The sequence below is a fragment of the Pseudarthrobacter lactosi genome (assembly GCF_055412785.1).
Window position 1 is genome coordinate 45,149 of record NZ_JBVAYS010000005.1, and the last position, 11,433, is coordinate 56,581.

The following is an 11,433-nucleotide window of genomic DNA, read 5'->3' on the forward strand; positions in this document are numbered from 1 at the left end:
AAATCTAGGGTGCATGGGGTTCCACCGTCTCGTGGACCACCAGCATGTGCTCGTCCAGTTCGCCGTCCGGGAAGAAGCAGGCAAACTGCTGGTCCGGTATAGGCACCGGGCCGGCTTCCAAAATCTCCACGGCAGCAGAAGACTGCACCGCTTCCAGCGGCGGCTCCAAGGTCAGGCACTTCTCCTGCTTCGCAGCCGGAAGCGCCGCGAAGACGGGGCAGCGCGTGGCGAAGTTGCAGCCCTTCGGGGCATCCAACGGGGACGGCAGGTCCCCTTGGAGGATGATCCGCTCCCGGGTCCGCTCGAACTGCGGGTCCGGGACGGGGATCGCGGACAGCAGTGCCCGCGTATACGGGTGTCGGGGGTTGTCGAACACCCGGTCAACCTCACCGATCTCCACGATCTTGCCCAGGTACATCACCGCCACCCGATTGGAGATGTGGCGGACCACGGAGAGATCATGGGCCACCATAAGGTAGCTGAGGCCCAACTCGGCGCGGAGCTTGTCCAGGAGGTTGATGACGCCGGCCTGCACCGAGACGTCCAGCGCGGACACCGGCTCGTCCAGGACCACCAGCTTGGGGTTCACGGCCAGGGCCCGGGCGATGCCGACGCGCTGCCGCTGGCCGCCGGAGAACTGGTTGGGGAACCGGTTGACGTGGTCCGGCTGCAGGCCCACCAGTTTCATCAGTTCCATGATGCGTTTTTTGATGTCCGGCTTGCTGAGTCCGGCGTTCTGCAGCGGCTCGGCGAGGACCTCGTAGACGGTGAAGCGTGGATCAAGGGCGCCGGTGGGATCCTGGAAAACCATCTGCATTTCCCTGCGCATGGCGCTTTTGGTCTTGGCGTCGGCAGCTTGCTTGTTGCTGATGCCGCCGATGATCACCTCGCCGTCCTGGTCCTTATGGAACTCCATGATTTCCAGCAGGGTGGTGGTTTTGCCCGACCCCGACTCGCCCACGATGGAGAAGCATTCTCCTTCGCGGATGTCGAAGCTCAGGCCGTCAACGGCCTTTACGGTGCCGATGCGCCGCTTAAGCAGGGCGCCCTTGGTCAGCGGAAAGTGCTTACGGACATCCTTGAGTTCCAGCACGGTTGAGCGCTCCCCACGGGGGATGAGGTCAAAGCTGGAGACCGGGACCGGCGGGGCGGAAAAGATCTCGTGGACATCCACGTCCGCGCCGAGGGAGCCGGATTTGATGCACGCCGCCTGGTGGTAGCCGCTGCCTGGAACAGGGTTCAAGGCAGGCTCGCCGTCCAGGCAGGCGTCGGTCACCAGCGGGCAGCGCGGTGCGAAGGAGCAGCCGGTGGGGGTGTGGAGGAGGTTCGGCGGGATGCCGTCGATGGGCACCAGCGAGGATTTCTCCGCGACGTCCACGCGGGGCACGGCCCCGAGCAGGCCCATCGTGTAGGGCATCCGGGGATCGTAGTAGATGTCATCCACGCTGCCGGTTTCCACCGGCTTCCCGGCGTACATCACCATGATGTCATCGGCGATGCCCGCCACCACGCCCAGATCGTGCGTGATCATCACGACGGCGGCACCCGTTTCCTCCTGCGCCGTATGCAGCACCTCGAGCACCTGGGCCTGGATGGTGACGTCCAGTGCCGTCGTCGGCTCATCCGCGATCAGTACGCGCGGGTTGTTGGCGATGGCGATGGCGATCATCACGCGTTGACGCATGCCGCCGGAGAACTCGTGCGGAAAGGCCCTGAGCCTGTTCCGGGGGCTGGGAATGCCCACCATCGCCAGGAGCTCGACGGCGCGGGTTTCCTTTGCCGCTTTGCTCATGCCCGGGTTGTGGATGGTGAGGGCCTCGGTGATCTGGGTTCCCACCGTGTACACCGGCGTGAGGGAGGACAGCGGGTCCTGGAACACCATGGCGATGTCGTTGCCGCGGTAGGCACACATGGCTTTGTCGCTCAGGCCCAGCAGTTCCTTGCCCTTGAGCCTGACCGAGCCGGAGATCTCCGCAGTGGCGGGCAGCAGGCCCATGATGGCCAGTGATGTCACCGACTTGCCGGACCCGGACTCCCCCACGATTCCCAGGGTTTTGCCGGGCATCAGGTCAAAGTTGACGCCCCGAACAGCATGCACAGCCCCGTTTTCGGAGTTGAAGCTGACGTTTAGGTCCCTGACAGACAGGACAGCGTCCGACGGCGAGTGGAGACCGGCGATGTGGAGCCGCTCGGCCGCTGCGGGGGCCGGGTCAGCCGGCTCAAGGAAAGTGCTCATTTGCCCTTCTTCTCTGCGCTGTTCTTTTTGGCCCGGCCAACAGAGCTGGAGCTCGGGTCAAAGGCGTCCCGGAGGCCATCGTTCATCATGGCCAGGGACCCCGTGAGCAGGAACATCACGGTGAGCGGGACCCAGAACATCCACGGGAACGTCTGGACCTGGGACGTGGCGCCGCCAATCAGCACGCCGAGGCTGACATCCGGCACCTTGATGCCGATGCCGATGAACGAGAAAGCCACTTCGGCCAGGATGGCCCCGGTGACGCCGCGGGTGATGTCCAGGACCAGCAGCGAGCCGATGTTGGGGACCAGGTGCCGCCACACAATACGCCGCGGCGGGACGCCCATGTACTGGGCCGCCTTGACGAAGTCCCGCTGCATCAGCGACATGGACATCGAGCGGATCAGCCGTGCGGTCCCCATCCAGCTGAAGACCAGGAGCACGATGATCAGCAGGAGCCAGCTGGGGAGGTTCTTCTTCAGGCCGTCCCCTCCGCCGCTCGTGGCAACCGCCACCACCAGCAGGGCGGGCATCATGATGAGCGCCTCCAGGACGAAGAGCATCACCTTGTCCACTTTTCCGCCGAAATAGGCCATGGTGCAGCCGTAGACCGCGGCGACCAGGACGGACACGAGGCCCACAATGAGGCCGATCAGGATGGAGATCCTGGTACCTTCGACAGTCATGGCGTAGAGGTCGATGCCGGCCTGCGACGTGCCCAGGAAGTGGTCAGCGGACGGCGGCATGCCGATGTTGAAGGGGTCGAGGGTCTCCTTGTCCCAAGGGGTAAAGAACCCGCCGACGAAGGAGAAGAGGGTCAGGCCCAGGAAGATCGCCAGCCCTGCGACGGCCGTCTTGTTCCGCATAAACCGGCGGAAAATGATGGTGGACTTGGCGATCACCACATCGGCGCTTTCGAGGTGCGCGTCCTGCGCGACCGCTGCCGGATCAATGGCGTTGAGGTTGGTCATGGCTACTGCACCCTCACTCTCGGGTCCACAAGCGTGGTGGCGAAGTCGGCGAGGATGGCGCCCAGGGCGAAGATGACCGAGCCGTAGGCGAGGGTGGCTGTGGCCGCATTGACGTCCTGCAGGGAGATGGCGTCAATGCTCCAGGAGCCCACTCCGGGCCAGGCGAAGATCTTCTCGGCGAAGAAGCCGCCGGCGAAGATGGCCGGGATGGTGAACGCAATGCTTTGGGCCACAGGGATGAACGAAACCCGGAGAGCGTGCCGGGTAATGGCCTGGTTCCGCGTTAGCCCCTTGGCGCGTGCCGTCCGGACGAAGTCCGCATTGACGTTGTCCAGCAGGTACTGGCGCTGCGCGATCTGGTACGAACCCCAGCCGACGAGGGTGATGGCGATCGTGGGAACTGCATAGTGGCCCACCATGTCCACAAACTGCGCCCACCCGGGCTGCATGCCCGGCGTGGAGATGCCCGTCACGAAGAAGATGCGCTCCCCGACGGTTTCGTTGATGTTAATGGCACCAAGCTGGACCAGGAAGTAGGCAATGGGGGCGGGCACGATGTACGCGAGGTAGCTATAGGACGTGATCACCCGGTCCTGGAACTTGTACTGCCGGGCCGCCGAGTACACCCCAAGGGCGACACCGATGACAAGGGTCAGGACGATGGATGCCAGGAAGAGCCGGGTGGAGATCCAGACGCGGTCCCCGAATTCGGCGTTGATGAACGCGCCGTTGGGGCTGCGTCCCCAGTCCCAGCGGGTCACGATCCCGGTGAGCCACTCAACGTAGCGCTCCCACGGGCTGAGGTCCGGGTCCAGGCCTTTCAGGCGCATGGAATTGGCCACCTGCTCGGGCGTGGGACGGGGAATCCGTTCCTGTTCGAGGAGCGCCGGCTTGAGCGAACTGACCGCCAGGAAATAGCCGGCAGACGTGGTCAGGAAAATCATGAAGACGTACGTGATGCCGCGCTTGGCGAGGTACCTGATCATATGGCAGCTACTTCAGGATCTTTGCCACCTGGACTATGGGCGAACACTCCAAGGGGTCGCCTTGGGCCGGCGGATTTCCTGCCTTCACTGCATCCACGTTCCAGATCCTTCCGATTTCCCCGGCCAGCAACGGGTCTCGCTGCCACCGGGTTTCCACCAGCGTGTAGCCGGTCTCCCGCGACCAGCTCAGATGAAGTCCGGGTGGACTATGTTGCGGGTCACATTCCAGAGGAAACTACCACAGAGTAGCGCCGGAAATACGGGCACCTGAGCGGAATCCGCGCCCGCCGTATCAGATTGTTATGAATAATTCTGTGGAATTGATTTGACTGGACGATTCGCCGGATTTAGGCGTACTCTACCGCCCGCGGACCACTCGGGTGACAAGGTCCCGCCAGGAATCGGTCAACCGCTCGGGCGCCAGGCCCTGGACGCGGACGGCGTGCAGGAGTCGGTCCGGATCCAGCGTTGCGGCCAGGGACATAGCCATCAGCAACGGGTCCGCGTCCATGCCCTCCTCCCGGAGGAGAAACTCGATGTGGCGTTGCCACAGCATGACTGCTGGGACCTCATAGCGGCTGTGGGCCGAAGACTCAGCAGCCCTCGCCAAGTCTCCATGCTCCATCACATACGCGATCCGCGCTGCGCCGAAAGCGATCAGCCGCTCCAGGCCCGGAGCGCCCGGCCCCAAGGGTGGCGGTCCGAACATAAAACAAGCCTGGAAGGCGGCCTCGGAATCGCTCAGCAATGTCATCATCAGTCCGGCGCGGCTGCCGAACCGGCGGAAGACGGTGCCCTTGCCCACGTCTGCCCGCTCAGCCAGCCTGTCCATGGTCAGGGCGTCCGGGCCACACTCGGCAATCAGCTCCCGCGCCGCGCCCAACAGCCGCTCACGGTTCCGCGCAGCGTCACTGCGCTCAGCGGGCGGGCCGGAGAGCGCACCGGGCAGCAACGGGATAAAGCTCACAGTCCATATCCTAGCCCCGGGAATAATAATCGGACTACGGTCCGTTTAGACAGTGAAGGCACCAAGCCTCCAACCTTCCACCGGCCGGCGGCCCCATCCGCAGCCCGACCCCAGGAGTCCATATGTCGAACAGCACCGTCCTTACCCTTGTTGGCAGCCTCCGCGCCGAATCCACCAACCAGAAGCTGGCCGAAGCTATCCAGCTGAACGCTCCCGACCAGGTTGACGTGGTCATCCACGAAAGCCTGGGCAACATCCCGTTCTACAACGAGGACATCGACGTCGAAGGCCAGGTTCCCGCCGCTGCCGCCGCCCTCCGCGCCGCCGCCAACGAAGCGGACACCATCCTTCTGGTGACCCCGGAACACAACGGCACCGTGCCCGCATCGCTGAAGAACGCCATCGACTGGCTGTCCCGCCCCTTTGGTGCCGGCGCCCTCTCCGGCAAGCCGACCGCCGTCGTCGGTACCGCATTTGGCCAGTTCGGTGGCGTGTGGGCCCAAGACGAAGCCCGCAAGGCAGTGGGCATTGCCGGCGCCCAGGTGCTTGAGGACGTCAAGCTCGCCGTCCCGGGCTCCATGGTCCGCTTTGCCGAGCTGCACCCGAAGGACGACGCCGAGGTAGTGGAACAGATCAAGGGCGTCTTCGACGCAATCGCCTCCGTCCAGCCCGCAGCGTAAGGCGGCCGCACGCAGCAGCGCCAGCAACACAATGCCCTGGGCACCGAAAGGTGTCCGGGGCATTTGTTACCGCACCGTGAGCATGTAGGTGGCTGAGCGCGCTCGCGTGACCAAGTCTTGTTCCAACCGGTACCGCGCGGGCATTTTCTGGGCCGAGGGACCGCCGTAACGTTAAGTGCACGGAAAGCATTCGGCACGGGAACGCGGTGCATAGATGGCAGGCAGGCGGAGCGCCGGAAAGCTGATGGCGACGGCGGCAGCACTCACTCTTCCACTGTGGCTGGGGTGTTGCGCCCCCAGCACGAACCCAGGTGCCGGCAGCAGCGTCCCGGCAGGTGCCACCACCCTCGAACGCCCCGACCTCGCCCAGCCGCCCCTTATTCCGGCTCCGCAACCGCAGCCGCCCCCACCGGCCACCGCTGCGCCCGCGGAGGCCACCAGCCCGTTCTTCGGCTCGCCGCCTGGGCCTTCAAACTACGCGTCCGGCGGGGTGCCCGTAACGGCAGGGCGGAGCCCGGGCACCGCTCCAGGGGCCGTACCGGCTTCGCCCGGGACCGCCATGCCCATCGGCGGTGCGGCACCCGGCACAAGTGCCGCCGCAAGCCCATCGCCGACTCCGGAGCCCTCGGCGCCACCCCCGGCCGTGCCGGCCCCTGGCCAGTCCGCCGGATTCCAGACGGTGACCGCCTACTACGTACTGCTTGACGACGGCGGGGCCGGGGGTGTGCGCTTTGGCTGTAACGACAGCCTGGCCGGCGTCCGCCGCACCGTGGCCGGATCCGCGGAACCTTTGGCCAACGCCATTCGCACCCTTCTGGACGGAGCCGCAGAACCGACGCCCGGACTGTACAACTCCCTGTCCGGCTCAACCCTGACGTTCCTCTCCGGCAGCTTCGACGGCACGTCGGTGACGGTGTACCTGTCCGGCTCGATCCGTCCAGCGGGGGTGTGCGACATCCCCCGTATCGAGGCCCAGCTCACGCAGACTGCCGTCGCTTCGGTGGGCGCCATCCGTGCCGAGGTCTACGTCAACGGTGTTGGGCTCGCCGAAGCATTGAGCCTCAAATAGCACGGCAGATCAACAACTGTTGCCTGATCGGCAACTGTTGGCTGTATCCTGAGGATGTGAGCCACGAAACACTTGATGCCGGCGCAGTGCAGCTGCCGGCCGAAGCCATTGATGCCATCGAGCGCGCGGCCACGTCCGCCCACCGCGCCGCTCATCCCCACGAGGCGCTGTTTTCGGAGCGCGCAGCCAACATTAAGCAATCAGCGGTCCGGGACGTTTTTGACATCTCGATGCGCCCCGGGCTGGTGTCCCTTGCCGGGGGCAGCCCTTACCTGCAATCCCTTCCGCTGGAGCGGCTGGCAGCAACGGCTGCCAGCATCATCGCCGATGAGGGGCTCACCGCCCTGCAGTACGGCGGCGGTCAGGGCACTGAGGAACTGCGCACCCAGATCTGCGATGTGATGGCGGCCGAAGGAATTCTGGACGCGCTCCCGCAGAACGTGGTGATCACTGCAGGCTCGCAGTCGGCCCAGGATGTGGCCACCAAGGTCTTCTGCAACCCGGGGGACGTGGTGCTGGTGGAGGATCCCACGTACGTGGGCGCCCTCAACACGTTTGAGGCCTACCAGGTGGAGGTGGCCACCGTAGAGATGGACGACGACGGTCTGGTGCCTGAACTGCTGGAGGCCAGGATCGCCGCGCTCCAGACGGCCGGGAAAAGCATTAAGTTCCTCTACACGATCCCCAACTTCAACAATCCATCGGGCATTACCCTGGCGGAGGAACGCCGTCAGCGGGTTGTTGATATATGCCGGAACGCGAATATTCTGGTACTGGAAGACAACCCCTATGGGCTTCTCCGGTACGCCGGAAAACCGCTGGAACCGCTCCGCGCGGCCAACCCCGCCGATGTCATCTACATGGGATCGTTCTCCAAGATCTTTGCTCCCGGCCTGCGCATCGGCTGGGCATTAGTCCCGGAGCACCTTCAGCGGCGCTACTACCTGGCATCCGAATCTGTGACGCTGTGCCCGCCCACCCTGAACCAGATGCTGGTGTCCGCCTACCTCAGGGACTATGACTGGAAGGGGCAGATCGAGACCTACCGGGAACTGTACGCCGAACGATGCACTGCCATGCTCGCGGCCCTGGACGAACACATGCCCGCCGGCACCAGCTGGACCAGCCCGGAAGGCGGCTTCTTCGTCTGGGTCACGCTGCCGGAGGGCGTGGACACCTATCCCCTGCTGCAGAAGGCCATCGACGCCGGCGTCGTTTTTATCCCCGGGGCTGCTTTCACCCCGTCTGATGCGCCGTCCAACAAGCTGCGGCTGGCGTTCAGCGCGGTTCCGCCCGACGCCATCAGGGAAGGTGTCCGCCGTTTGGCTCCGGTACTGCGCGAAGCCCTTGCAGCGCTGTAACGTTGGCCGGACTGAGTGTGGCCAAGAGTGAAACTGAAAGAGGAGTACAAAGCATGAGCGGAATTATTGTTGTTGGCGTTGACGGCAGCGGCACCGCCAAAAAGGCCGCCGAATCGGCCCGGGATCTCGCCGCCGCCGTAGGCGCCTCGCTGCACGTCGTCTCAGCCTTCGACAGCGACCGTACCGAGGTCTTCGGCTCTGGCAGCGACCAGTGGATCGTTTCCGACGCTGACGGTGCCGAGCATGTTGCCAAGACAGTGGCCGAGGCCCTGGCAGGTTCCATCAAGGTGACCTACTCGGCCGCCCGCGGTAAGCCGGCCGAAGCGCTCATCAAGGAAGCCGAGCGCCTGGACGCCACGATGATCGTGGTGGGCAACCGGCGGATGCGCGGCATCGGCCGGGTCCTGGGAAGCGTGGCCAACAGCGTGGCGCACAATGCCACGTGCGACGTCTACATCGCCAACACCTACGACGCCGACTAACTGACGGCGGGACACCATGCGCCGGCCGCACCGCGGCGGTGCATGGTGTCCGTTCTCACCCCTTAAAAGACCGGTTCGGCACCGGCCAGGCGATAAAATTGGGAGTGCCCTCAATGGAGCGGACAACCACACTCCACTCCAGCCTTAGGGGCCCCCTTGATTACTCTTCAGCGCCGCCAACTCGTAGGCCATGACATCCTTCTGGCCCGCCACGGCAACCACATCTGCTCCATGCGGGTGGACCGCGGCAACGGCCGCGTCATCGCCCTGCTGGATGACGGCTCTATGGACAGCGCACCCAACCTCATCGCGCCGGGACTGCGCTTGCCTGAGACCGTGGCGAGCGTCCTGCGCGGTGACTGGAAATTCTTCGCGGCCCTCTCAGGCGTTGCCCTGGTTCTGGGCGGCCTGACGTTTGCCACATCCGCTGCCTTGGCTGGCGCCATGGCGGGGAATCCCGAAATGGTCGAGATGATGACGACCTACTCGGCCTACGGTTACTGACCCTGTGGGCTTCCGCTAGAGGAGCCAGCCGCGCAGGAACCACCACAGGCCCGCCATCACCAAGCCGCCGAAAAGCGAACCGGCAACAACCTGAGCCAAGCTATGTGCGCGGAGCACCACCCGGGACCAGCCGACGGCGGGAACCAGCAGGAGCAACGGCAGCCAGGCCGGACCCAGCATCAGGACAGAAATAACCGCCGCCGACGACACCGCCGCTGCGTGTCCGCTGATCTTCCAAAAGGGGCTCACAGCGGCCAGGACAATGATGCCGGCGATGATGGCCAGCACCATGACCATCACGCTTCGCGGCGCATTGCCGGCCTGCAGCACCAGCAGACCGGCAACAACGGACCCTAGCGCCATCAGCAGCACGGGCGCGCGCTGTTTGCGGTTGCTGACGTGATGGTCCGTGACCTTGCCCCGCTTTACGAGCCCGAGGAGCACGAGCAGCGGCAGCACGCACACAAACAACGCAGCCAAGGCTCCATAGCCGATGGTGCCGGGGAATCCGGCCTCGACCACGGGGCTGATAAGCAGCTGAAGCGTCACCACCACGGGTGGTTGGAACACCTCGGTCAGCCACCTGGCTGCCCGGTTCCTGGACCGAAGGCCAGCCTGGTTCACGGAATCGATGCTCGCGGTCCCGGCAGCCCTAGTCCAGCAGGAGCGCCGGTTCCTCAAGGATCGCCGCGACGTCGGCCATAAACCGGGCGGACAAATCGCCGTCCACCACACGGTGGTCAAACGAGCCGCCGAGTGTGGTGATCCAGCGCGGAATGACTTCGCCGTCCAGGACCCAGGGCTTCTGCTTGATGGTCCCGAAAGCCACAATTGCCACTTCACCGGGGTTGATGATCGGGGTTCCCGTATCAATCCCCAGCGCGCCGATGTTGGTGATGGTGAGCGTTCCGCCCTGCATTTCGGCGGGCTGGGTCTTGCCGGCCCGGGCTGTAGTGGCCAGGTTGTTCAGGGCCAGTGCCAGTTCCTTGAGCGACAGGTCCTGGGCGTCCTTGATGTTGGGAACCATCAGGCCGCGCGGGGTGGCTGCGGCGATGCCAAGGTTCAGGTAGTGCTTGACCTGGATCTCGGCGGCGTCGGTCCCGTCCACGTTGTCCACCCAGGTGGCGTTGACGCTGGGGTTCCGCGCGGCGGCCCAGATGACGGCCTTGGCCAGGATCAGCAGCGGTGAGACTTTGATCCCTTCAAAGTCCCGTGAAGCCTTCAGCCGCTTGACGAATTCCATGGTACGGCTAGCATCCACATCAACAAAGATGCTCACGTGCGGGGCCGAGAACGCCGACTCCACCATCGCCTTGGCCGTCGCCTTGCGCACGCCCTTGACGGGAATTCTTTCAATCCGCTGGTCCTGCGGCTTGCCGGCCTTGCCCCAGAAGCCCTCGGCCTGGTCCAGCTCTGCATCGCGCTGGGACTGGTAGCTGACCAGGTCCTCGCGCGTGACTTCGCCGCGGGAGCCGGTGGCCACCACATCGGCCAGATCGATCCCCAGATCCCGGGCAATCTTGCGGACGGGCGGCTTGGCCAGGACGCGGTTCACGAGGCCGGTGATGGTTCCGCCGAGAGTGGGACGGTTATCGACGACGCCGGTCTGGCCCGGAGCCGGGTTGGCAGTTCCTGCCACAGTCTGTTGCCGCTGCGCGGAGACTTCAGCCAGTGTGTGGGGCTGTACAGGCTCGACCTCCGCGGCGTTGCGCGACACGGCAGCGGCAGGTTGTGCTGCCTTCCGGGGACGGCGCTTGACGGCGTCGGCCTTGGGGCCCGATCCCACCAGCGGACCGCCGGCCAGGGCACTGTCTGAAGTGCCGCCGTCGTCCGCGGGAAGCTTGCCGTACAACGGCTGGACCGGAGTGGCGGGGGCCGGGGCATCTGCCGGCGTCGGGTCACCGGAGACGGCGTCCGAGACGCTGATGATGGCTGTTCCGACGTCGATGGTGACGCCTTCGGGAACCAGCAGCTCGGTGACGGTGCCGGCGAAGGGGGACGGCAGCTCAACGAGCGACTTGGCAGTCTCGATCTCGCACAGGACGTCGTTGATCGCAACGGTGTCCCCCGGCTTGACCTTCCAGGAGACGATTTCCGCCTCGGTGAGGCCTTCGCCCACGTCGGGCAGGTTGAACTTGTTCAGAGTCATGGTGTCCTCTTTCGCGGCAAGCGTGAGC

General features: G+C 65.0%; 11 protein-coding genes. 5 read left to right on the forward strand and 6 right to left on the reverse strand.

Going from position 1 to position 11,433, the window contains the following annotated elements; genetic code table 11:
* Nucleotides 1–4 precede the first annotated feature (4 nt).
* The 4 genes from ACZY0Q_RS18585 to ACZY0Q_RS18600 form a co-directional block, all read right to left on the reverse strand.
* Nucleotides 5–2,236, reverse strand: coding sequence for an ABC transporter ATP-binding protein (locus ACZY0Q_RS18585; protein ID WP_463919026.1), 2,232 nt, complete (start codon nt 2,234–2,236; stop codon nt 5–7).
* The gene (locus tag ACZY0Q_RS18590; protein ID WP_463919028.1) at nt 2,233–3,207 is read right to left on the reverse strand and encodes an ABC transporter permease; all 975 of its coding nucleotides are present in this window, start codon (nt 3,205–3,207) and stop codon (nt 2,233–2,235) included. Before ACZY0Q_RS18590 ends, ACZY0Q_RS18585 begins: the two co-directional genes overlap by 4 nt.
* Nucleotides 3,208–3,209: 2 nt before the next feature.
* Nucleotides 3,210–4,193 carry an ABC transporter permease gene (locus ACZY0Q_RS18595; RefSeq protein ID WP_354155677.1) on the reverse strand — a complete coding sequence of 328 codons (984 nt, stop codon included), beginning with the start codon at nt 4,191–4,193 and terminating at the stop codon, nt 3,210–3,212.
* A 358-nt stretch (nt 4,194–4,551) separates the two neighbouring features.
* Nucleotides 4,552–5,160 (reverse strand): TetR/AcrR family transcriptional regulator, encoded by a 609-nt coding sequence (locus ACZY0Q_RS18600; RefSeq protein WP_463919030.1) that lies wholly within the window; start codon nt 5,158–5,160, stop codon nt 4,552–4,554.
* Between the two features lie 122 nt (nt 5,161–5,282).
* Here ACZY0Q_RS18600 and ACZY0Q_RS18605 point away from each other — a divergent pair, with 122 nt between their 5' ends.
* From ACZY0Q_RS18605 to ACZY0Q_RS18625, 5 genes are all read left to right on the forward strand, one after another.
* Nucleotides 5,283–5,840: an NAD(P)H-dependent oxidoreductase gene (locus ACZY0Q_RS18605; protein ID WP_463919031.1), complete on the forward strand. Its 558-nt coding sequence runs from the start codon at nt 5,283–5,285 to the stop codon at nt 5,838–5,840.
* Between the two features lie 214 nt (nt 5,841–6,054).
* Entirely contained in the window at nt 6,055–6,909 is an 855-nt protein-coding gene (locus ACZY0Q_RS18610) for a GerMN domain-containing protein (protein ID WP_463919033.1), read from the forward strand.
* Nucleotides 6,910–6,965: 56 nt separating this feature from the next.
* On the forward strand, nt 6,966–8,270 hold the full coding sequence (locus tag ACZY0Q_RS18615) for an aminotransferase-like domain-containing protein (protein ID WP_463919035.1): 1,305 nt from the start codon (nt 6,966–6,968) through the stop codon (nt 8,268–8,270).
* Nucleotides 8,271–8,323: 53 nt separating this feature from the next.
* Entirely contained in the window at nt 8,324–8,752 is a 429-nt protein-coding gene (locus ACZY0Q_RS18620; RefSeq protein WP_463919036.1) for a universal stress protein, read from the forward strand.
* Nucleotides 8,753–8,908: 156 nt separating this feature from the next.
* The gene (locus ACZY0Q_RS18625) at nt 8,909–9,256 is read left to right on the forward strand and encodes a hypothetical protein (RefSeq protein ID WP_463919037.1); all 348 of its coding nucleotides are present in this window, start codon (nt 8,909–8,911) and stop codon (nt 9,254–9,256) included.
* Nucleotides 9,257–9,271: 15 nt separating this feature from the next.
* Here the strand turns inward: ACZY0Q_RS18625 and ACZY0Q_RS18630 are convergent, their stop codons facing one another.
* Nucleotides 9,272–9,880 carry a phosphatase PAP2 family protein gene (locus ACZY0Q_RS18630; RefSeq protein WP_463919039.1) on the reverse strand — a complete coding sequence of 203 codons (609 nt, stop codon included), beginning with the start codon at nt 9,878–9,880 and terminating at the stop codon, nt 9,272–9,274.
* 28 nt (nt 9,881–9,908) lie between these two features.
* On the reverse strand, nt 9,909–11,405 hold the full coding sequence (locus ACZY0Q_RS18635; protein WP_463919041.1) for a dihydrolipoamide acetyltransferase family protein: 1,497 nt from the start codon (nt 11,403–11,405) through the stop codon (nt 9,909–9,911).
* Nucleotides 11,406–11,433 lie beyond the last annotated feature (28 nt).